18 protein-coding genes and 3 pseudogenes are annotated in these 20,909 nt (G+C 61.3%); 9 read left to right on the top strand and 12 right to left on the bottom strand.

What is annotated here, in order from left to right; genetic code table 11:
- Positions 1 to 108: 108 nt before the first annotated feature.
- Complete coding sequence (locus HT737_RS22140; RefSeq protein ID WP_047292103.1) at positions 109 to 1,203, bottom strand: PLP-dependent cysteine synthase family protein; 1,095 nt, start codon at positions 1,201 to 1,203, stop codon at positions 109 to 111.
- 333 nt (positions 1,204 to 1,536) lie between these two features.
- On the opposite strand from HT737_RS22140, the pseudogene HT737_RS31900 reads away from it, so the two are divergent.
- Both HT737_RS31900 and HT737_RS22130 read left to right on the top strand, forming a co-directional pair.
- Positions 1,537 to 2,725, top strand: a pseudogene (locus HT737_RS31900) (colicin E3/pyocin S6 family cytotoxin).
- Complete coding sequence (locus HT737_RS22130) at positions 2,722 to 2,952, top strand: hypothetical protein (RefSeq protein WP_047292099.1); 231 nt, start codon at positions 2,722 to 2,724, stop codon at positions 2,950 to 2,952. The pseudogene HT737_RS31900 and the gene HT737_RS22130 overlap by 4 nt, the downstream one beginning before the upstream one ends.
- Positions 2,953 to 3,279: 327 nt before the next feature.
- Here the strand turns inward: HT737_RS22130 and HT737_RS22125 are convergent.
- A pseudogene (locus tag HT737_RS22125) lies at positions 3,280 to 3,743 on the bottom strand (glycine zipper 2TM domain-containing protein).
- A gap of 167 nt (positions 3,744 to 3,910) precedes the next feature.
- Between HT737_RS22125 and HT737_RS22120 the strand changes: the two are divergent.
- Positions 3,911 to 4,147: a hypothetical protein gene (locus HT737_RS22120; RefSeq protein WP_047292092.1), complete on the top strand. Its 237-nt coding sequence runs from the start codon at positions 3,911 to 3,913 to the stop codon at positions 4,145 to 4,147.
- 5 nt (positions 4,148 to 4,152) lie between these two features.
- On the opposite strand, the gene pdxH is transcribed toward HT737_RS22120, so the two are convergent.
- From pdxH to dinG, 5 genes are all read right to left on the bottom strand, one after another.
- Positions 4,153 to 4,800, bottom strand: coding sequence for a pyridoxamine 5'-phosphate oxidase (gene pdxH / locus HT737_RS22115; protein ID WP_041070601.1), 648 nt, complete (start codon positions 4,798 to 4,800; stop codon positions 4,153 to 4,155).
- A 24-nt stretch (positions 4,801 to 4,824) separates the two neighbouring features.
- Positions 4,825 to 5,943, bottom strand: coding sequence for an OmpA family protein (locus HT737_RS22110; RefSeq protein ID WP_182404004.1), 1,119 nt, complete (start codon positions 5,941 to 5,943; stop codon positions 4,825 to 4,827).
- A 113-nt stretch (positions 5,944 to 6,056) separates the two neighbouring features.
- Entirely contained in the window at positions 6,057 to 7,202 is a 1,146-nt protein-coding gene (locus HT737_RS22105) for a serine hydrolase domain-containing protein (RefSeq protein ID WP_182404003.1), read from the bottom strand.
- A 92-nt stretch (positions 7,203 to 7,294) separates the two neighbouring features.
- Entirely contained in the window at positions 7,295 to 9,733 is a 2,439-nt protein-coding gene (locus tag HT737_RS22100) for a beta-galactosidase (protein ID WP_306287249.1), read from the bottom strand.
- Between the two features lie 92 nt (positions 9,734 to 9,825).
- Positions 9,826 to 11,970: an ATP-dependent DNA helicase DinG gene (dinG, locus tag HT737_RS22095; protein ID WP_047292082.1), complete on the bottom strand. Its 2,145-nt coding sequence runs from the start codon at positions 11,968 to 11,970 to the stop codon at positions 9,826 to 9,828.
- Between the two features lie 98 nt (positions 11,971 to 12,068).
- On the opposite strand from dinG, the gene HT737_RS22090 reads away from it, so the two are divergent.
- Positions 12,069 to 12,533: a DUF2269 family protein gene (locus HT737_RS22090; RefSeq protein WP_182404002.1), complete on the top strand. Its 465-nt coding sequence runs from the start codon at positions 12,069 to 12,071 to the stop codon at positions 12,531 to 12,533.
- 174 nt (positions 12,534 to 12,707) lie between these two features.
- On the opposite strand, the pseudogene HT737_RS22085 reads toward HT737_RS22090, so the two are convergent.
- The 4 genes and pseudogenes from HT737_RS22085 to HT737_RS22070 all read right to left on the bottom strand — a co-directional run bounded on the left by HT737_RS22085 (position 12,708) and on the right by HT737_RS22070 (position 15,406).
- A pseudogene (locus HT737_RS22085) lies at positions 12,708 to 13,467 on the bottom strand (collagen-like protein).
- Positions 13,460 to 13,735: a DUF1145 domain-containing protein gene (locus HT737_RS22080; protein ID WP_182404001.1), complete on the bottom strand. Its 276-nt coding sequence runs from the start codon at positions 13,733 to 13,735 to the stop codon at positions 13,460 to 13,462. Before HT737_RS22080 ends, HT737_RS22085 begins: the two are co-directional and overlap by 8 nt.
- A gap of 162 nt (positions 13,736 to 13,897) precedes the next feature.
- On the bottom strand, positions 13,898 to 14,620 hold the full coding sequence (locus tag HT737_RS22075) for an OmpA family protein (protein ID WP_041070617.1): 723 nt from the start codon (positions 14,618 to 14,620) through the stop codon (positions 13,898 to 13,900).
- Between the two features lie 90 nt (positions 14,621 to 14,710).
- Positions 14,711 to 15,406, bottom strand: a complete 696-nt coding sequence (locus HT737_RS22070; RefSeq protein WP_041070618.1) for an OmpA family protein — start codon at positions 15,404 to 15,406, stop codon at positions 14,711 to 14,713.
- 197 nt (positions 15,407 to 15,603) lie between these two features.
- On the opposite strand from HT737_RS22070, the gene HT737_RS22065 reads away from it, so the two are divergent.
- From HT737_RS22065 to HT737_RS22050, 4 genes are all read left to right on the top strand, one after another.
- A complete protein-coding gene (locus HT737_RS22065) occupies positions 15,604 to 16,101 on the top strand; it encodes a DUF6231 family protein (protein WP_041070621.1) in 498 nt (165 codons plus the stop codon).
- A gap of 4 nt (positions 16,102 to 16,105) precedes the next feature.
- Positions 16,106 to 16,582 (top strand): YchJ family protein, encoded by a 477-nt coding sequence (locus HT737_RS22060; RefSeq protein ID WP_041070623.1) that lies wholly within the window; start codon positions 16,106 to 16,108, stop codon positions 16,580 to 16,582.
- 111 nt (positions 16,583 to 16,693) lie between these two features.
- A complete protein-coding gene (locus HT737_RS22055; RefSeq protein ID WP_041070625.1) occupies positions 16,694 to 17,188 on the top strand; it encodes an LEA type 2 family protein in 495 nt (164 codons plus the stop codon).
- Entirely contained in the window at positions 17,185 to 17,388 is a 204-nt protein-coding gene (locus tag HT737_RS22050; RefSeq protein ID WP_003198420.1) for an SEC-C metal-binding domain-containing protein, read from the top strand. Before HT737_RS22055 ends, HT737_RS22050 begins: the two co-directional genes overlap by 4 nt.
- A 192-nt stretch (positions 17,389 to 17,580) precedes the next feature.
- Here the strand turns inward: HT737_RS22050 and HT737_RS22045 are convergent, their stop codons facing one another.
- The gene (locus HT737_RS22045) at positions 17,581 to 18,138 is read right to left on the bottom strand and encodes a cysteine hydrolase family protein (RefSeq protein ID WP_182404000.1); all 558 of its coding nucleotides are present in this window, start codon (positions 18,136 to 18,138) and stop codon (positions 17,581 to 17,583) included.
- A gap of 286 nt (positions 18,139 to 18,424) precedes the next feature.
- Between HT737_RS22045 and HT737_RS22040 the strand changes: the two genes are divergently transcribed.
- Positions 18,425 to 20,875, top strand: coding sequence for a penicillin acylase family protein (locus HT737_RS22040; protein WP_121184089.1), 2,451 nt, complete (start codon positions 18,425 to 18,427; stop codon positions 20,873 to 20,875).
- Positions 20,876 to 20,909: the final 34 nt, after the last annotated feature.

The following is a 20,909-nucleotide window of genomic DNA, read 5'->3' as shown; positions in this document are numbered from 1 at the left end:
TCCTGTGGGAGCTGGCTTGCCAGCGATGACGGACTCAGATTCGACATTGATGTTGACTGACAATCCGCTATCGCTGGCAAGCCAGCTCCCACAGTGGTTTTCGGTGTATCAGATATTCGCGCGCAACACCGAGGTCGGCAACGGCTCACCTTTCTCGGCACTCGCCGCCACCGCCGCAATCAACCCCTCCAGCTCATAGCCCTGCGCCTTTAGCCAGTCCTGATCGTAATAGGTATCGGCATAGCGCTCGCCGCCATCGCACAGAATCGCCACGATCGACCCCGACTCCCCCGCCGCTTTCATCTGCTGCGCCGCCATCAGCGCGCCGATCAGGTTGGTGCCGCTCGACCCGCCGACATGCCGTCCCAGACGCTGCGCCAGATAATGCATGGCCGCCAGCGACAAGGCGTCCGGCACCTTGACCATCGCATCGATCACCTGCGGCAGAAACGACGCCTCGACCCGGGGCCGACCGATGCCTTCGATCCGCGAACCGCAGTCCAGACGCAGGCTCGCGTCGCCCGTCTGGTAGTAATCGAAGAACACCGAGCGCTCGGCATCGGCGCACAACACCCGGGTGCAGTGCTGGCGATAACGCACGTAACGGCCGAGAGTCGCGGTGGTGCCGCCGGTGCCGGGGCTGGAAATCAGCCAGCTCGGTTCCGGATGTTTCTCGAACCGCATCTGCTGGAAGATCGACTCGGCGATGTTGTTGTTCGCCCGCCAGTCGGTGGCCCGCTCGGCGTAGGTGAACTGGTCGATGAAGTGGCCGCCATGCTCGCGGGCCAGACGTTCGGACTCGGCGTAAATCTGCGTCGGATCCTGAACCAGATGGCTCTGGCCACCGTAGAAGGCGATCTGCGCGATCTTCTCTTTCGAAGTGGTCGCCGGCATCACCGCAATAAACGGCAAGCCAAGCATGCGCGCGAAATACGCTTCGGAAATTGCCGTCGAACCGCTGGACGCCTCGATCACCGGCGCGCCGGGCTTGAGCCAGCCGTTACACAACGCATACAGGAACAGCGAGCGCGCCAGGCGATGCTTGAGGCTGCCGGTGGGATGGCTCGACTCGTCTTTGAAGTACAACTCGATGCCTGCGAAGCCCGGCAGCGGCAAGGGGATCAGATGGGTGTCGGCGCTGCGCTGGAAGTCCGCTTCGATGATGCGGATCGCTTCACGGGCCCACTGTCGGTTGTCGCTCATGGTCATGTTCTCGTTGATTCGGGCAGGAATTGCCTCATCACAGGCTCAGCGCTCAAGCATAGGAAAAAACCTGCAAGCCTCACAGATACAGCTGAGGCTCAATTCATCCACCAACTGCCAGGTTCTGTGCAAATGGGTATCAGGCTTTTGCAGTAACGGCACAGAACCTTCCCTCCGTTCTTGAGCTGAAGCGGCCTGCTCGCCCCCTGCCTGACCAATAGCGAACAATCCGCACTTAATCAAAGATCCGTCCTACAGCCAGCCTTTGTCCGCTTCGTTAACGTCGCACAGCCCTTTCGAGGGCCTGTCGATGGATGAACGAAAGGACGCTCAGTGGCTCGCAACAAGGACATTCCCCGGGTCCCCAACCCGCCGGCGGGCGACGGTCATCACGTCACCTGGCGCTACATGACGGCCACTGAACTGGCCGAACGCGAAGTCCGGCAAAACGCTTACGACGCCATGCTGGCACGGCAGGAGGCCTTCGAGCGCAGTCGAGAGGTTGCGGCGAAAAAGCCTGATCCCGTGCGCGCCGGGTGCGTGTTCGCCAAGTCATGCAAGTTGCCGGACGCGATCATCGACTACGCGAATCCTTCGGGGATGGTGCCGACCGACAGCCTCAAGGATTACGGCGAGCTGATTCTGCTGGGTGCACGCGAAAGCGATGAAACCGGCGGTGTTGCCCTGAAGAAAAATCGGCGCCACAGCCATTCCCGCCGGATTCGGCAGTTTCGCCCTGGCCGGCGCCGCCTTCGAGGCGCTACCCGCCATCGCCGCCGGAACGGCCAGCGCCACCCTGGCAGGACTGGTGGCGCTGCTCATGCCTTCCAGCCTCGGCGACAGCGCACTCTATAGCGACGAGCAACTGCGCAGCCTCAAACAGGCGCGCACCCGCGTGCGCCTGCGCGTCGAACAACAGGCCGACGGCAGTCTGCGGGGCTACGGCTTCTACACCGGCAGGAATCGCGATTGGGAAATGGTCGATGTCGTGCAGTTCACCGCGCGCGGCAACCGATTCATTGCAGACCTTGGTGAAGGCGTCGAACTGATCTGGACGCCGGCGGTGGATGGTTCTGACATTCTCGGCATCCCGGCACTGGAGGCTGCACCGCAAGCACCGCACATCTGGGTGTATCCGCCGACGAAAGCGGCGGACGGGATTCTGGTGAATCCGGTTTATCCGCCGGAGTATCGGGATTTCATTCTGGTGTTTCCGGCGGATTCGGGGGTAGCGCCGGTATACATCGTTCTGAATATTGCTGGGGATATCAAATATCATCCGGCCCCAAACTCCCTTACAGCCTTTCCTGAGGCCAAATCCGCACCAATGAAAACGTCTGTTCGTGGGGGAGGAAAAAAACGCAGGCGATGGAAGGATCTATCAGGGAAAATTTATGAATGGGATTCCCAGCACGGCAAGGTTGAGTTGTACACCAAACAAGGAAAACACCTTGGAGAATATGACCCGAGAACCGGGGAACAGACCAAGCCTGCTGACCCCAAAAGGAGAGTAGAAAAGTGAAACATATAGTTGAGGTATTTGATCAAAAAACCGAGGTTTTACTCCTAAGCGTTGATATCGCCGAACATCATGAGGACGCGCTGAAGGTACTCATGAACTGGAAGCAACCGGAAGATGAGTTTGATGGGTACGACCTGTCTGAGGAACAGATTAATATTTTGGAAGACTGGACCGGGAAACAGCTATCAGGTGTAAATCGTATAGTTCAACTGGTATGCATCGAATGACATGTCGCTACCCAAAACTTAATCATACTGTCGATGCCTATGATAAAAAAAACGTCACTCCTTGTTTTCGAAATACCTGTTCCAGACGGGAAAATCGACCAGCTCAGAACAATCATGAAGTGGACCGTGCCAGAAGACGAAATCTACGGCTACGATCTCGACCCCAAGCAAATAACACAACTCGAAGTTTTAATCGGCCGGCCATTTTACGTTCCGGAATATGACTTTCAATTGAGCTGTTATGGAAGTGAGTAATACTGATTAGTCTTGACAAAAAAAACCCGACCAGTCACCTGATCGGGTTTTTGTTTTACCGCTCGTTCGCGCTTAGTGCGAAACGCGGCTGGTGCCACCGACGGTGGAGATGCGTACGCGCTCACCGACACGGAACACTTCGTTTTCTTGAACCTGTTGCACGTAGCGCGCATGCTGCCGTCGTCTTCGCGCACGGTGATTTCCACGCCTTGAGTGCGGGTCAGGCCTTCTTCGGTGGCCGAACCGATCAGTCCGCCGGCCACGGCGCCGATGACCGCCGCAACGATGCTGCCCTTGCCGCCACCGATGGCGCTGCCACCGACACCGCCGACCACTGCGCCTGCAGCGCCGCCGATCGGGGTCTTGGTGCCTTCGATTTTCACCGGACGCAGGGATTCGATGGTGCCCATGCGAATCGTCTGCACACGACGCGCTTCGTCACGGGAGTAGGAGTCACCGGTCAGGCTCGACTGGCAGCCGGTCAGCAACATCGCCATCGTGGAAAAAGAAGCAACCAGCAGAACAGACTTACGCATAGCATCAACTCCAAAAGAACAGGTGTTCATTAAACCCCGCTGCTTGACGCCTGTCACGACGCAGCCCGGATAAACTTGATTTTATTCAGGCCCGGTACAGGCACCTGCAGCCCCACCCAACAGTAGCGCCAAATCGCCCAATCCGCCCTGCCAACCCAAGGATTTTCATGGATTACCTGATCATTTTCGTCACCACCGTCGCCGGCCTGTACTTCCATGGGTGGCTGTACGTGCGGATCAAACGCTGGATGGATCGTGATCTGGCCCTGTCGCTGGCGGGCAAGGATGAAGACAAACGCGCCTTCATGCTGCAACGACTGGCCGATGCCCGCGTGCAGAAGATCAAGCGTCGGGACCTGCCGAAGTGGCTTGAGGCCGCTGCGGCAAGCTATCCCGCTCGGTAGACTGCTTAAGGCGCCAGACGTTCAAGAATCCAGTCGGCACCCTGCTGACGGTAGTTCAGGCGATCGTGCAGACGACTTGGACGGCCCTGCCAGAACTCGATGCGCTCAGGCAGCAGGCGATAACCGCCCCAGTGTTCCGGACAGTGCGGTTGCGTATCGCTGAAACGCTGCTCGGTGGCCTTGAGCAACTCTTCCAGTTCGCCGCGCCCGTTGATCACCCGGCTCTGCGGTGAAGCCCAGGCTCCGAGCCGACTGCCCAGCGGACGCACCTGATAATAAGCATCGGACTCAGCAGGCGTGACTTTCACCACACGCCCCTCGATGCGCACCTGGCGCTCCAGGGTCGGCCAGAAGAACGTCATGGCAGCCAACGGGTTGGCCGCCAGATGCTGACCCTTGGCGCTGTCGTAATTGGTGAAAAAGGTGAAGCCCTGCTCGTCCAGGCCCTTGAGCAGCAGAATGCGACAATGCGGGCGACCGTCTGCATCGACCGTGGCCAGGGTCATGGCGTTGGCCTCCACCGGCGCCTGTTCGGTTTTCACCGCATCGGCGAACCACTGGTGGAACAACGCAAAGGGTTCAGCCGGGGCTTGCGCCTCGGTCAGACCATCCCGGGTGTAATCACGACGCATATCTGCCAGAGCCTGGGTCATGGCGCATTCCTTTTCGTTAGCGGATCACTGCTTGGAAGTATCGCTGGCGGCAACTTTCTTGTCAGTCGTCGCGGCTTTGGCCGGAGCGGTTTTCTTGGCTGGGGTTTTCGCCGGAGCCTTGGTCGCCGCCTTCTTCGCTGGTGCCTTGGCAGCGGCTTTCTTCGCCGGAGCCTTTTTGGTTGCAGGTACGGCGGCCTTCGAAGCGGCCGGCGCCGGGGTTACCGGTTTGGCTGCCGGTTTGACGTCCTGTGCGGCAAGCATCGTGGTCGGTGCAGGCGCCGGCATGTTGTATTTGCTCAGCAGGGCCACCATGGTGTTCTGCGGGGTCACCAGCAGTTCGACGCGACGGTTCAGGGCACGGCCTTCGGCGCTGTCGTTGGCCGCACGCGGCGCATCGCCACCCATGCCGCGCAGCATCAGGCGATCACGCTGCAAGCCGCTCAGGCGGAAGATTGCCGCCACGGACTGAGCGCGTTCCTGGCTGAGCTTGACGTTGGCCGGCGCGGCGCCAGTGTTGTCGCTATGACCAAGCACCAGAACTGCAGTTTTCGGGTCGGCTTCGAGGATTTTCGCGACATTGGTGAACGGGCTGAGGGTCACCGGCAACAGCATCGCTGGACGTTTCGGGTTGAACGAGCCTTCAACCGGCGCGATCACCACCAGAACGTTGTCACGGCGCTCGAGTTGCAGATTGCTGTCCTTGATCGCTGCACGCAGGCGCGGCTCGTAGTCATCCAGCCAGGCTTGGGTGACTTTCGGGTCAGGCATCGGCACCACTTTCGCCGTGGACTGATCCTTGCCGCCGAACGGCCACCACCACTTTGTGCCGGTGTCAGCATCGGCCTTGGCCACTACCGCCGGTTTTGCTTCTGGTTTGACTTCGGGTTTCACGTCGGCCTTGGCCGCCGCGTCATCAGAGCTGCCGAACGGCCAGTACCAGTGGCTGCTGCTTTCAGTCTTGGCCACGGGTGCGGTCGCGGCAGGTTTGAGCGGGGCTGGAGCCGGGGCCGGCTCTTTGGCCGTCACTTTGTCGGAAGATCCGAACGGCCACCAGCTGCCGCCGTCCGCATCGTTTTTAGGAGTCTGTGCACAACCGGTCATTGCAACGCACAGGGCCAGGGCGAGAGTTTTTTTGGATGACATTGAAAATCCACAAAGTGAAGTAATGAAAGATCAGAGCTCTTTTGCCCGGATAAACAGACGCTTTGAATCAAAAATCCGAATCTGGTTCCAACCCTGGAACCTCATGTAACGCTTTACAGACAAGTGGCAAGTACCCGCGCCAGTTGCTGCGCGCGCGGATCCATCAAGACGTAAGGCCCAAGGGTATTTGTCACAAAACCGAACGCGACATCATGCTCGGGATCAGCAAAACCCACCGAACCGCCCGCCCCCGGATGACCAAACGCCCGCGGGCCGAGGCCATAGGTGGCATTGGCCATGTCCGGCTGATCGAGCATGCAGCCCAGGCCGAAACGGGTGCGGGTCAGCAGGGTCTTGTCTTCGCCGTAACTGTGTTCGCGGGTCAGTTCTTCGAGCATTTCGCTTTCGAGCAGGCTGCCATCGAGCAAGCCAGCGTAGAAACCGGCCAGGCTGCGCGCGTTGCCATGACCATTGGCGGCCGGCTGCTGCATGCGCCGCCATTCCGGTTTGTTGGTGCTGGTCAGCACCGACGGCGGATTAGTAAAGGCGCGAGTGGTCATGGCGGTCGGTTCGCGCATAGTCACCTGCAGCAGACGCTGGGCCGCGGCATCGCCGACATTGCCCTTGCCGCGAGCAATATGCGCCACGCGGTGGAACTCTGCGTCAGCCAGACCGACGTGGAAATCCAGCCCTAACGGTCTGGCGACGCGGGCGACGATCGACTCGCCCGGCCCACGACCGTCAGCGCGACGCAGCAACTCGCCGACCAGCCAGCCATAAGTGATGGCGGCATAGCCGTGGCCGGTGCCCGGCGTCCACCACGGTGCTTCGGCCGCAAGGGCGTCGACCATGGTTAGCCATTCGTAGAGAGCGGCGGGTGCGAGCAACTCGCGCAGGGCCGGCAGACCGGCCTGATGGCAGAGCAATTGGCGCAGGGTGACGGTTTCTTTGCCAGCGGCGGCAAATTCCGGCCAGTAGCGGGCAACCGGTGCGTCCAGTTGCAGTTTGCCTTCGGCCACCAGTTGCAGCGCGGTGACCGCAGTGAACGTCTTGGTGCAGGAGAACAGGTTGGCGATGGTGTCGCTGTGCCAGGCTTCGGTACCGTCCTTGTCGGCCGTACCGGACCAGAGGTCGAGGACGGTTTCTCCGCCGACCTTGATGCACAGCGCTGCGCCGCGTTCCTGGGGATCGTCGAACAGTGCCGCGAAAGCCTCGCGCACCGCTTCGAATTGAAGCTCGTAATGGCCCTGAATCTGCACCCGCAACTCCCCCGCGAAAACGCTCTACAAAGTGGCCCGCATTGTTCCAGCCCTTGAGGGATTTGGGAACAGCTGCGGGCCGGGTGGTCATTTCAACGCAAAATCAAAAGATCGCAGCCTGCTGCAGCTGCTACAAAATTCCATTCCCTGCAGGAGCTGCCGAAGGCTGCGATCTTTAAGCCATCAAACCTCAATGACCATTGCCCCGAATGCCCACCCGCATGCCCGGCCCCCGGGCCTTTTCCAGCTTCAGCCTTGCGCCCGCCTTCGGCTTCATGACCGGCGACCGCAGCGGCCTTCTCAGCCTCTTTGCCCAATTGATCGATCGCCTGCAGATTGCTCTTGCGCACCGCTTCGACGAAACCCTGATACGGCAGATCGGTAATCCCCACCAGACCAAAGTGCCCGTTCTCGCCATCAAGCAGACGCCCGGTCACCGGTTGATCCAGATACTGGAACCAGTGCACGCCGACAATCGACGGCTCGCTTAACGCTTGCTTGAGGAAATTGGCATACGCCGGGCCGCGATCTTCTTCCTTCGCCAGTTGCGTCACGCCACCCCAGAACGGGCCGCGATCACTGGAGCCGAAGTTGAACTCGGTAATCAGCACCGGTTTGTCGAGGGCACGCAAAGCGGCGAAGTCATAGCCGTCCTGCGGTTTCAGCGTATACAGGTTGAAACTCAACACGTCGCAATACTGTGCGCAGGACGCCACGGCTTCCGGGGTGCTGGTGGCGAAACGGCCGCCGAGCAGCAACTGGTTCGGCGCGTGCCATTTCAGCGAATCCGAGATGGTTTTGAAGTAGGTGTCGGCGAACACCTTCTGGAAGTATTTGAAGTCGTTTTCGATTTCCGGGTGCTCCGGATTCGGCATCGGCGGCACGAAACCCGGGTCTTCCATCAACTCCCACGCCGGCAGATCAATGCCCCAGGCTTTCGACAGGCCCGCCTGGTTGCGGTACTTGTCGCGCAGTTGCTTGAGGAATGCGCGCTTGGCCGGCACGTCGGTGGTCATTTTCAATGTGCCGTAGGCCAGGGCATAGCGCGACTGCGGATCATCGCCCGGACCGGCCCAGGCCAGTTCGTTGTCGGCGTAGTAGCCGATCAGCCACGGATCATCACGATGATCGCGGGCGGCGATGGCCACGGCACGCTCGGTGGCCATGGCGAAACGCGGGTCGAACGGATCAGGCATGCCGCCCCACCAGTCGCTGCCGGTGCTGATGCTGGTGTAGTCGCCGACAATCGACAGCGGCAAGGTGTACGGCACCCGCTCGGCGTTGGCGAGCGCGTCGGCACTCCAGTTGCCGACTGTGTTGAAGCCCCAGGCCTGGAGGCGGTCGAGGGTGTGGGTGGCCCACCTCTGCTGATCGACAGTGGCCTTGCACGGCGCGGCTGGTGGTTCGGCTTGCGCCTGTGCTGCGCAAGGTTCGCCGTACAGGCGTTGCAGGTTGGCGCCGTAAAAATCGTACCAGCGCCCGTTGCCATAGCCTCGGCCCTGATCGGCACCGTTGCCGCCACGGTTGTCGCCTTCGCCGAAATGACTGGCGAGCGGCTCGTCGGCCTTGGGCAGGGATTCGAACATCCACTCACGCCCGGCCACGTAGGTCTGGTTGACCTGCGGGCTGACGGTGTTGACCCCCAGCGAATAGAAAGGATGTCCTTCCGGCGTGACGAGATACCAGCGACCATCACGCTTTTCAGTGCGGAAAAAGCCGCTGGCCTTGAACGCCGGCCCTTTATTCCAGCCACCAAACTTGTCCAGCGAAGATTTTTCGCGCTCGGCCAGCCAGGTTTTCAGCTGTTGCTGTTCCTTGGCGGCGGCAGATTTCAGTTGTTCGTCGTTGCTGATTTTTTCCGGCCATTTGCTGCGGGTCGACTGCCCGTAGGCGTCCACCAGATTGCCGTAGACGGCCCGGGTCACGGCATCGCCGTCCTGCACACCGAAACGTTCGAGCAGCAGGCTTTGCGCGGCTTTCGGCTGATCCATCCACAGGCTGACCGACACCACCTGGCTGCGATCCAGTTCGCCGCTGCTGCTGGCCAGCAGAATGCGCTGGCCATCGACGGTCATCGGCATCGGCGGCCCGGCCTTCATGCCCTGGCTCAGTGGCGAGGTCGCCACCAGCGGCACCAGCAGGGTTTGCGCAGGGCCGGCCGGCAGGTCAACGCGGCTGGTCAGGGTCTGGCCGTTGTTGCTCTGGATTTGCACGTAAACCGTCACGGCCCAGTTCATTGCGCTTTGCAGACGCAGGCTCATCATGCCCGACTGCGACCAGTCCCAGGCGCCGGTTTGCGGGGTCAGGCGCAGGGTCGGGCGGGCTACCGGGTTGAACGTCACCCGGCGCAGCACTTCACCTTCCGGGGTTTGCTCGGCGTTGGCTTGTGGCAGATCAGTGTTTTCGGTGACGACTTTCACCACATCGGCAGGGCGGACGAAGTTGAACAGGGTCTGCTGACCCGCAGGCGCCGCCAGTAACGGGGCAGCGAAAATCAAGGCGAATACGGCAGGCAACGAACGGCGAATCATAAGAACGGAGTTCTCCCTAACGACCAAAAGGCCAATGGAAAAGCATGGCAGAGAGATAGACAGCGCGGCGGGCAAAACTGCCCACCGTTGTCTCAGGATATTTCACGACGGAATGGCGGTAACGCATTGAGGATCGCCTTGCCGTAGCGCTGGGTGACCAGGCGCCGATCGAGCAAGGTGATGGTGCCGCGGTCTTCTTCGGTGCGCAGCAGACGGCCGCAGGCCTGAACCAGTTTCAAGGAGGCGTCGGGCACCGAGATTTCCATGAACGGATTGCCGCCCCGGGCCTCGATCCACTCCGACAGCGCCGCCTCGACCGGATCGTCCGGCACCGAGAACGGGATCTTGGCGATCACCACGTGCTCGCAGTAGGCGCCCGGCAAGTCCACCCCTTCGGCGAAACTGGCGAGGCCGAACAGCACGCTGGAATCGCCGCCATCGACCCGCGCCTTGTGCTTGTTCAGGGTTTCCTGTTTCGACAGGTTGCCTTGAATGAACACTTGTTTGCGCCAGTCGCGGTCGAGGCCGTCGAACACGTCCTGCATCTGTTTGCGCGAAGAGAACAGCACCAGACTGCCGCGCGAGCCTTCCACCAGTTCCGGCAGATCGCGGATGATCGCCGCCGTGTGGGCCGCCGCATCACGCGGATCAGCCTTGAGGTCCGGCACGCGCAACACGCCGGCGTCGGCATGATGAAACGGGCTCGGCACCACAGCGGTGACGGCTTTCTTCGGCAGCCCGGCGCGCATGCGGAACCGGTCAAAGGTGCCCAGCGCGGTCAGCGTTGCCGACGTTACGAGGCAGCCGTAGGCGACGTTCCACAGGCTGCGGCGCAGGGTTTCTGCGGCGAGAATCGGGCTGGCGTTGACCTCGATGTCGAACAGCGACCCGCTTTCGGCCAGCGTCAGCCAGCGAGCCATCGGCGGGCTGTCCTCCGGGTCTTCGGCGGTGAACGCGGTCCACAGTTCCCAGTTGCCCGAGGCACGGGACAACAGGCTGCCGAACAGCGGATACCACTCTTCGGCCTGATTGCTGGCGATGCCGATGTTGACCTCGCCGTCCATGCCTTCCTTGAGCAGGTCGGTCAGACGGGTGAACAGGTCGTTGAGACGTGAATAGCCCTTCTTCAGCTCGATGCCCATTTCGCGCATGTGCTCGGGAATCACCCCGCCGACGAAACGATGGCGTGGCCGCTCGCGACCTTCGACGTCTTCGCCGGGTTTGAAATCGGCAATCTGCTCGCACGCGGTGAACATGAACTGCTGCTGGGTCTTGATCTCCCGCGCCAGCTCCGGCACCTGCTCGATCAGCTTGCCGAGGTCGCCCGGCAACGGATGCTGGGCCAACAGTTTGGTGAGGTTCTTCGCCGTGGTTTCCAGCCAGTCGGCGGTGGAACGCAGGCGCGTGTAATGAGCGAAGTGGCCGATGGCCTTGTCCGGCAGGTGATGGCCTTCGTCGAACACGTAAATGGTGTCACGCGGATCCGGCAGCACCGCACCGCCGCCGAGGGCCAGGTCAGCCAGCACCATGTCGTGGTTGGTGACGATCACATCGACCTTGCCCATGCCTTCGCGCGCCTTGTAAAAGGCGCACTGGCCAAAATTCGGGCAATGGCGGTTGGTGCATTGGCTGTGATCGGTGGTCAGCCGTGCCCAGTCGGCATCTTCGAGAGCGTTGGGCCAGCTGTCACGGTCGCCGTCCCATTTATTGCCGGCGAGCTTCTCGATCATGCTGGTGAACAGCTTCTGACTGGCCTCGTCGACCTCGATCTTGAAGCCTTCTTCTTCGAACAGCTGCGCGGTGGCGGTTTGCGCGTGGCCTTCCTGCAGCAACATGTCGAGCTTGGACAGGCACATGTAGCGGCCACGGCCCTTGGCCAGCGCAAAGCTGAAGTTCAGCCCGCTGTTGCGCATCAGGTCGGGCAAGTCCTTGTAGACGATCTGCTCTTGCAGGGCCACGGTCGCGGTGGCGATCACCAGACGCTTGCCGGCCAGCTTCGCCGTGGGGATTGCCGCCAGGCTGTAGGCCACGGTCTTGCCGGTACCGGTGCCGGCTTCCACCGCGACAATCGCGGGGTCGCCACTACGCCGGCCTTCGTCGTCGGTGTCGATATCCCCGAGGACTTTGGCGACTTCGGCGATCATCAGGCGCTGGCCGTAACGCGGTTTGAGGCTCTTGGCTTCAAGAAAACGCGAATAGGCACCCTGGATCGTGGTTTTGAGTTCAGTGCTGATCATTGAATGTCGGGCGTAAAAACGCTGGATAAATTTTCAGTAGTTCGGATCGGCCGCTATCATACCCCGCTAATCAGTCCCGCGCAGAACGGAGTACCCCAATGACACCTTTTAGCCTCGTTTATCCACTGCATGTCCTGTCCGCCCTGGTCTGGGTCGGCGGTATGTTTTTCGCCTGGATGGTCCTGCGCCCCGCGGCGGTGAAGGCGCTCGAAGGCCCTGCCCGCCTGACCTTGTGGGTAGAAGTGTTTCAAGGTTTTTTCCGCTGGGTCTGGGTCGCGGTGATCCTGTTGCCGATCAGCGGCGTGGGCATGTTGCACTTGCAGCAGGTCGGCTTCGAGACCGCGCCGAAATACGTGCAGGTGATGATCGGACTGTATGTGGTGATGACGGCGCTGTTTATCCGGATTCAGGGTTTGATGCTGCCAGAGTTGCGCAAAGCCGTTGAAGCCAAGGAATGGCCGGTGGGTGCGGCGGTGCTGGGGCGGATTCGCCGGGTGGTGGGGATCAATCTGATTGTGGGGTTGGTGCTGGTGGCGATTGCGGCGGCGCGGCCGATGTTCTGACCCGCTGAAGACCAGCATTTTTTGTGGCGAGGGAGCTTGCTCCCGCTGGGCTGCGCAGCAGCCCCAGATCAGCTGACGCGTTCAATCTGACGAAACGCGGTATATGGCGTAGGGGCCGCTACGCGACCCAGCGGGAGCAAGCTCCCTCGCCACAGTTGTGAATAGCGCGGTTATTCAGAGGCGCTGTACGGTCACCGCCCCCCGCCGCACCCGTCGGTCCAGGCTGACCATCCGCCCCGGGCTTGCCGTTCTTGCCGCCATCGGCGCGATACACCAGGCAGCCCTTGGACTTGCCACCCTGGCCGGCCTTGCCGCCGACACCCGCCGGGCCGCCGGCGCCGCCCGCGACGTTGACCTTGATCAGCTCAGCCGGAAACTCACGCGGCACTTCCAGGCGCACCAGCGCTCCCGGCGCTCCCGGCTGGCCATCGCTACCGTTGCTGCCATCAAATCCGTGACCGGCCGCGCCCCAGGTGCAGCCCGGATCCTCACCGTTGCCGCCATCGAGGCCAACAAAACCCGGCGCGCCGGTACCGCCGCGAGCATCCACAAACAGTTTTGGCGCGCTCAAGGCCTTGAACTGCAAATTCAGATTGCGTCCGGCACGGGCGGCTTTCTCATACGTGCCCGGCGCACCGCGCGCGGTGATCAGGCTGCCTTCGGACAGTTCGGCACGGATGACTTTCATGTCCAGCGTCTGTTCGCTCGGGACGATCGCGATGCGTGCTTCGTGACCCAGACGCAATTCGCCGACGGTCAGCTCGGTCACGTTGGCAGGAATCAGCAAGGTGCCGTAGTCCGCGACGTCCAGCCGCTCCAACTGCAGGGTGCTGGCCGTGTTGGGCAAACGCATCAGGGAATTGGTTTCGACGCTGACCACCTGGGCGCAGGCCAGAGGACTGATGAGTGCAGCGAGCAGGCAAAGTTTACGCATGGGAAGAAGCCTCCGGAGCGGCCGGGGCCGGGATGGTTTGCAGGTGAAAAACGCCGAACAGCAGGATGCGCAGACGGTCGCGCCACGGGTTGGCACGCCCCTTGAGGCGAGAGAACAGCAGCTCCAGCCCATGCAGCGCCAGCAACAAGGCGCCGGCCAGATTGACCAGCAGATGCAGCGGATGCACAAACGGCAGCAGCAGATTGACCACCAGCACGCACCAGAACAGCAGGGTCAGCAAACGCCCCAGCCCCCAGAAAACCTTCATACGCTCCCCCGTCTCGGAATTATTCTTTGGGCGCACAGTAACGGCTTACGCGGGGGATAAGCCAGAGGGGCAAAAGAAAAAACTTTTGTCAGTCGTCGGATCGCTGCCGGTTCGACGATGATCGTCGCCCGGCAGCTCTAGCCTGCGGACTACAGACAAGTCTTAGCGATTGATATGCAACTCCACCCGACGGTTTTTCGCCCGCCCTTCGTCCGTCGCGTTATCGGCCACCGGCTCGCTCTCGCCGCGCCCTTCGCTGGTCAGTTTGGCCGGTTCCAGGCCCTGGCTCAGCAGATACGCCGCCACACTGCTGGCACGCCGCTCCGACAACGCCTGGTTATAGGCGTCCGAACCCTTGCTGTCGGTATGGCCGATAACCTTGATGCTGACCACGTCAGCATTGCGCAACTTGTCCATCAGCGTATCGAGCTGGGCTTTCGCGGCCGGGGTCAGGTCCGACTTGTCGAAATCGAACAACACATTGCCGGCATCGCTGAGGGTGATGACTTCCGATTGCGGTGCAGGCTCGGGCGCTTTTTCCGTGACCGGGTATTGCGGCAGCGGACAGCCACGATGATCGACCGGGGTATTGGCCGGGGTGTCCGGACAACGGTCGCGGCGATCGAACACGCCATCGCCATCTTCATCGCCATCCTGGGCATAACAGATCAGCCCGCCGGTAAGGATCCCCAGCGCGGCACCGCCGCCGGCCCAGCCGCCACTTTCAATGGCGCCAAGGCCGCCACCGACCAGTCCGCCGATCAGGCTGCAAATCGGCCATGTACGTTGATTGAGGGGCGCGTCGCCGTCGCTGTGAGTGGCGCAACCGGTGAGCAAGCTGCCCAGCAGCAGCACCGGCAAGACGGACCTTGAGAAAACAGTCATTGTGAAAGCTCCTGTGTCACCGGCCCATACCGGTTACACAGGAGTAAAGACGCGCATCCGCGACTGCACAAGCCGCGGATGCGTGAGGGGCTAGCGGACGATTTTGATTTCGGTACGACGGTTCTGTGCGCGACCGTCAGCGGTTTTGTTATCCGCCACGGGCTGGCTTTCACCCATGCCCGAGACCGAAACGAAGCTGGCACGCGGCACACCTTGCTGGATCAGGTATTCCACCACCGAGTGCGCACGACGATCCGACAGTTTCTTGTTGTAGGCATCGCTGCCCACGCTGTCGGTGTGACCGGTCACGGTCAGTTGCGCCGTGGACGACTCTTGTTTCAGGCGCGTGGCAACTTTGTCCAGCACCTGTTTATCGGAGCCGGTCAGGGTGGCTTTGTCGAACTGGAAGTGCACATCGCGGATGACGATGGTTTCTTCCTTGACCACAACCGCCTCTTCTACCACAGGCGCCGGGGCTGGTGGAGGGCAGCCGTCAGCATCGACCTGCACGCCTTTAGGCGTGTGCGGGCACTTGTCGCGGCTGTCCGGCACACCGTCGCCGTCTTCGTCGCCATCTCCGTGCACCCAGCAATAGGCCGCTGCCGTACCGCCGACCAACAGTGCGCCGTAGCCGGCCCACGCCGAACTTTCCGTCGCACCGAGACCGGCACCGACCACACCGCCGACCGCCGCACAGGTCGGCCAATCGGTTTTCTGCAAACCTGCGCAACCAGTCAACACACTGGTTAGCAGAATCAAAGGTAATGCTGTCCGAACTATGCTCATCTGGTTTTCTCCTGAGGGATCGGCTTAGAACCGATTCACGGAGTAAAGACCGGAGTTTTAATCTCCGCCAGCAATAGGCCACTGGCATTTGGGACCGTGTTCACAGGGATTCGGCACTTTTGCCACGCGCGACAAATCGGGGTCTAGGCCGGATCCGTCTGGCGCGCTAGTCTTGGCGATCTGATTGAGGAGCTTCGATGAACGTCGCCATTTCTTCGCGCACGCCGCAACAGGCGCTGGCTGCTTTACTGGATCGCTATGCCCCGGCGCGTTTGCTGCTGATCGGCGCCAGCGAATTTCCGGCGCTCGCCGCTTTCAAACAGGCGCACCCGGATTGCTGCGTGGCCCACGCCGAACCCGGTGCGTTGCCCGCCGAACTCGCGGCGCGGCGCTTCGACCTGGCGCTGGTGGTCGATTGCCTTGAGCACTTGCCCAAGCGTGACGGCCTGAACCTGCTGGGCGGGATTCGCAACCTCAACGCCAGTCGCATTGCGGTGCTGGCGGATCTGCCAGCCAGCGGCTGGCAGGAAACCGATTTCTACTCGCTGGCGCTGCAAGCCAGTGAGCGCTTTCAGCGTGACGAGCAGGTACTGACCCTGTTCACTTACGATCTGCTTGACTACAAGCAAGTCCCCGACTGGCTCAACTCGCGGTTCTGGGCCAATCCGGAAAACTTCGGCAAATACTGGTGGTAATGCAATGAGTACAGCCATTTGCCCATGCGGCAGCGGCAACCTGCTGCTGGCCTGCTGCGGTCCCTACCACGAAGGCCACCCGGCGCCGTGCGCCGAAGCGCTGATGCGATCGCGCTACAGCGCCTACGTTTTGGGGCTGATCGATTATCTGGTGGCCACTACCCTGCCCGCCCAGCAGGCCGGTCTGGATCGCCAGTCGATCAGTGCCTGGAGCGCGCAAAGCACCTGGCTTGGCCTTGAGGTCGAAAGCTCGGAAGTGTTCGGCGGCCAGCCCGAGCACGCCTTCGTCACCTTCACCGCGCGCTGGCACGACAGTCAGGGCGAACACAGCCACCGCGAGCGCTCTTCATTCGTGCAGAACGCCGGGCGCTGGTACTTCATCGACCCGACCGTGCAGTTGAAGCTGGGGCGCAATGACGCATGTCCATGTGCCAGCGGGCAGAAGTTCAAGAAGTGCTGTGCGGGGTATTTCGGCGCATAAGATCAAAAGCTCGCAGCCTGCGGCAGTTCCTACAGAGGACGCGACTCATGTAGGCGCTGCCGCAGGCTGCGATCTTTTAGCGTCTAGACTGCCAGCAAAGGGAGTTAACTCATGCTCGGACTATGGCGCACACTCAACATTCTTCCCCTGCTGCTGATCCTGAACCTCGGCGGTTGCGCCTCATGGTTCAGCGACGACAGCGTCGACCCCGCCGTCCACCTCGTGAAAGTCGAGGTGGTGCGGGCCAAATTGCTCGAGCAGAAATTCATCCTGCATTTTCGCATCGACAATCCCAATGACAGCGACCTGACCGTGCGCGGCATGGAATACCGCATTCATCTGGCGGATATGTTGTTGGCCGAAGGCGAGCATGAACACTGGATCACCGTGGGGCCGAAAAGCAGCGCGTTCTATCGGATACCGATTCGCACCAACCTGTGGCCACGGGTCAAGGACGTGGTGAAAATGCTGAAAAGTCCGCACCAGCAGGTGCCTTACCGGCTGCAAGGCGAGATGGAAACCGGTTTATTCATCGCCCACTACGTGCACCTGGAGCGCAATGGCGTGATAATCCCCGCCGATTTAATTCCGGAGCACAACCGATGACTCAGCAACCTCATGTCCATGGCCCTGACTGCAACCACGATCATGACCATCATCACGATCACGACCATGGCCACGTCCACGGCCCGAACTGCGGCCACGCTCACCAGGAACCGGTGCGCAACGCCCTGAAAGACGTCGGTCGCAACGACCCTTGCCCTTGCGGCAACGGCAAGAAATTCAAGAAGTGCCACGGCGCTTGATGCCTTGGGCGAAGTCGCTCTTCGCCTGAACCATCGCCATCGCGAGCAAGCTCACTCCCACATTCGAGCGCATTCCTCCAGCTGGAATGCAATCACTGTGGGAGCTGGCTTGCCAGCGATGAGGCCGGCACATCCAGCATTGATGCAGCCTGACGCTCCGCTATCGCTGGCAAGCCAGCTCCCACAGGTTTCTCAGGCGACGGCCAGGATCTGCTTCGCACTGATCACCGTCGCATACTCCCCGTGCAAATTCCCCAGCGACATCCCGTGCACCTCTTCGGCTGAACGCGGCGTACCGAAATAATCGGCCTTGTCGAAGGTAAAACACGCGTCCTCCGCCACCCAGGCGTCAAATCCCAGATTGCCCGCCGTACGCGCTGTGGATTCCACCGAGTTGTGGGTCGCCACACCGACAATGATCAATTGCCCGATCCCCGCCTCACGCAACCGTGCCTCCAGCCCCGTGGCGCAAAAGGCGTCCGGCACCTGTTTCTGGATCAGCCATTCGCCGTCCCGCGGCATGAATCGCTGCTGAAATTCCACCCCGGACTGCCCGGGCCAGAACACCGAATCCGCTTCACGGGACAGGTGCTGCACATGAATCACCGGCCGCCCGCTGCTGCGCCATTCCCTCAGCAAATCAAGCATGCGTTCTTCGGCCTGCGGATTATTCCGTCGGCCCAGGCGCGGCTGCAGAATGCCTTGTTGCTGGTCGATGATGATCAGTGCCGCGTTGGCCTTGAGCTCCATGGCGTTTTTTTCTCATGCGGATCAGTGAATTTCCCGCACTTCAACATCACCTCCAGGTATCAGGCAAGTGCATAAGACCAACCCTCCAAGATCAAAAGATCGCAGCCTGCGGCAGCTCCTACAGGGTGTACTCAATCCAATGCAGGAGCTGCCGCAGGCTGCGATCTTCTCCATTCGACAGAATTACACAAATAACCCCCGTGCCCGCTTGCGCGGCCACCGCCCGCTCACTAACGTAGCGGCTTTATTGCGCCCCCAGCCTCTACACCCCCGCAGGAGCTTTGCCATGGCCTCGCCAGCCCTTACACATTTTCTTCCCCGGTTCGGCGTTGCCGCAGCAGTGACCGGTGTCTTGAGCCTGTCCGGTTGCCAGACCTGGAACGCGCAGGACACCCTCCCGCCTACCTCCGGCGTACAAGCGCTCAAGGGGCTGGCACAGAACGTTTCGGTGCGTCGCAATGCGATGGGCATGCCGTTGATCGAAAGCAACAGTTTCCACGACGCGCTGTTCACCCTCGGTTACGTGCATGCCAGCGACCGCATCAACCAGATGGTCACCCTGCGCCTGCTGGCCCAGGGGCGTCTGGCGGAAATGTCCGGCGCCTCAATGCTCGACGCTGACCGCTACATGCGCGCGGTCAACCTGAAGAAAAGCGCCGACGAGCTGTACAAGGCCTCGTCGCCCCGCCTCAAGCGCTTCTTCGAAGTCTATGCGCGGGGCGTCAACGCCTACCTGTTCCGTTACGCCGACAAATTGCCGGGCGACCTCGCATCCAGCGGCTACAAGCCGGAATACTGGAAACCGGAAGACTCGGCGCTGCTGTTCGCGCTGCTGAACTTCAGCCAGTCAGCCAACCTGCCGGAGGAAATTTCCTCGCTGGTGCTGGCGCAAACCGTGACCAGCGACAAACTCGCCTGGCTGACCCCGTCTGCACCGGATGAAAACCTGCCGCTGGCCGAGGCCGACAAGCTGCAAGGCCTCAAACTCAACGGACAGATCCCTGGCCTGAGCGAACTGAGCAACGCCAGCCAACAATTGGCGGCGGTGAATCTGCTGGGCGCCAGCACCTCGAACAACTGGGCCATCGCCCCGCAACGCAGCCGCAGCGGCAAGAGCATTCTTGCCAGCGACAGTCATGGACCATTGGCCGCGCCGTCGCTGTGGACCTTCGTGCAGATCCGCGCGCCGAAATATCAGGCTGCCGGTGTCACGCTTGCCGGTTTGCCGATGGTACTCGGCGGTTTCAACGGCAAAGTGGCGTGGAGCGCCACCAGCGTACTCGGCGACAACCAGGACCTGTTCCTGGAAAAAATCCGCCGTCAGGGCAGCAGCCTGACCTACGAGGTCAACGGCAAATGGCAGCCGCTGGGCGTGCGCAACGAAACCTATTTCGTCAAAGGCCAGCGGCCGATTCGCGAAGCGGTGTACGAAACCCGTCACGGTGCACTGCTCAACAGTGCCCAGGCGGCGGCACAGGGCAACGGTTTTGGCCTGGCCCTGCAAACCCCGAATTTCACCGACGACAAATCGCTGGACGCTTTTTTCGACCTGACCCGCGCGCAGAACGTTGAACGCGCTTCGGACGCCAGTCGCGAAATCCGCGCCATCGCCCTGAACATGGTGTTCGCCGACGCCAGCAATATTGGCTGGCAAGTCACCGGGCGTTTCCCCAACCGTCGCGAAGGCGAAGGCCTGCTGCCATCGCCGGGCTGGGAAGGCCGCTACGACTGGGACGGTTACGCCGACCCGATGCTTCACCCCTACGATCAGGACCCGACCCAGGGCTGGCTCGGCACGGCCAACCAGCGGGTGATTCCTCACGGCTACGGCATGCAGTTGTCCAACTCGTGGGCGGCGCCGGAGCGCGGCGAACGTCTGGCGGAACTGGCCAACAGCGGCAAACAGGACGGTCGCAGCGTGATCGCCATGCAGTACGACCAGACCACCACCTTCGCCGCCAAGCTGAAGAAAATGTTTGAAGCGCCGGGCATGAAGCAGCCGCTGAAACAGGCGATCGACGCCCTGCCGGAAGCCGATCGCAGCAAGGCGCGCGAGGCCTTCAGCCGCTTGATGGCGTTCGACGGCAAACTCAGCCCGACCTCGGCGGATGCGGCGATCTATGAGCTGTTCCTGCAGGCGAGCATGAAGCAGATCTTCCTCGATGAGCTCGGCCCCGAGTCGAGCCCGGCGTGGAAAGCCTTTGTTGCCAATGGCGACTTGTCCTACGCGGCGCAGGCCGATCACCTGCTCGGTCGCGAAGACAGCCCGTTCTGGGATGACATCCACACCCCGCAGAAAGAAGACAAGGCGCAGATTCTGGCGCGCAGTCTGGCGGCCGCGATCAACGCCGGCGACAGTCAGTTGGGTGGCGATCACAAGGCCTGGCAGTGGGGCAAACTGCACAGCTATACGTGGAAAAACGCCAACGGCCAGACCGTTCGCGGCCCGCTGGCAGCCGGTGGCGATCACACCACGCTCAACACCTCGGCTTTTGCCTGGGGTCAGGACTTCAACACCACGCGGGCGCCGTCGATGCGTTTCATTGTCGACTTCAGCCAGACCGAACCGTTGATGGGGCAGAACGGTACCGGCCAGTCTGGCAACCCGGCCAGCCCGAATTACCTCAATGGCATTGATGCGTGGCTCAAGGGTCAGTACATCGGTTTGCCGATGCAGCCGCAGAACTTTGACCGGGTGTATGGCAAGACGCGTTTGACCCTCACCCCGGGCAAATAAACGCTAGAGCAAGATCAAAAGATCGCAGCCTTCG

The sequence above is a fragment of the Pseudomonas sp. MD195_PC81_125 genome, from assembly GCF_014060985.1.
GTDB classification, from domain to species: Bacteria; Pseudomonadota; Gammaproteobacteria; order Pseudomonadales; family Pseudomonadaceae; genus Aquipseudomonas; species Aquipseudomonas parakoreensis.
The sequence above is the reverse complement of the archived record's forward strand: the minus strand, read 5'-3'. Positions and strand labels throughout refer to the sequence as shown.

Coding starts and splice junctions, on each gene's coding strand:
- HT737_RS22050 (WP_003198420.1), top strand. CDS start 17,185: ATGACTCAGCAACCTCATGTCCATGGCCCTGACTGCAACCACGATCAT.
- HT737_RS22080 (WP_182404001.1), bottom strand. CDS start 13,735: ATGAAGGTTTTCTGGGGGCTGGGGCGTTTGCTGACCCTGCTGTTCTGG.
- HT737_RS22060 (WP_041070623.1), top strand. CDS start 16,106: ATGAGTACAGCCATTTGCCCATGCGGCAGCGGCAACCTGCTGCTGGCC.
- HT737_RS22120 (WP_047292092.1), top strand. CDS start 3,911: ATGGATTACCTGATCATTTTCGTCACCACCGTCGCCGGCCTGTACTTC.
- HT737_RS22140 (WP_047292103.1), bottom strand. CDS start 1,203: ATGAGCGACAACCGACAGTGGGCCCGTGAAGCGATCCGCATCATCGAA.
- HT737_RS22090 (WP_182404002.1), top strand. CDS start 12,069: ATGACACCTTTTAGCCTCGTTTATCCACTGCATGTCCTGTCCGCCCTG.
- HT737_RS22045 (WP_182404000.1), bottom strand. CDS start 18,138: ATGGAGCTCAAGGCCAACGCGGCACTGATCATCATCGACCAGCAACAA.
- HT737_RS22075 (WP_041070617.1), bottom strand. CDS start 14,620: ATGACTGTTTTCTCAAGGTCCGTCTTGCCGGTGCTGCTGCTGGGCAGC.
- HT737_RS22065 (WP_041070621.1), top strand. CDS start 15,604: ATGAACGTCGCCATTTCTTCGCGCACGCCGCAACAGGCGCTGGCTGCT.
- HT737_RS22100 (WP_306287249.1), bottom strand. CDS start 9,733: ATGATTCGCCGTTCGTTGCCTGCCGTATTCGCCTTGATTTTCGCTGCC.
- HT737_RS22040 (WP_121184089.1), top strand. CDS start 18,425: ATGGCCTCGCCAGCCCTTACACATTTTCTTCCCCGGTTCGGCGTTGCC.
- HT737_RS22055 (WP_041070625.1), top strand. CDS start 16,694: ATGCTCGGACTATGGCGCACACTCAACATTCTTCCCCTGCTGCTGATC.
- HT737_RS22070 (WP_041070618.1), bottom strand. CDS start 15,406: ATGAGCATAGTTCGGACAGCATTACCTTTGATTCTGCTAACCAGTGTG.
- dinG (WP_047292082.1), bottom strand. CDS start 11,970: ATGATCAGCACTGAACTCAAAACCACGATCCAGGGTGCCTATTCGCGT.
- HT737_RS22110 (WP_182404004.1), bottom strand. CDS start 5,943: ATGTCATCCAAAAAAACTCTCGCCCTGGCCCTGTGCGTTGCAATGACC.
- pdxH (WP_041070601.1), bottom strand. CDS start 4,800: ATGACCCAGGCTCTGGCAGATATGCGTCGTGATTACACCCGGGATGGT.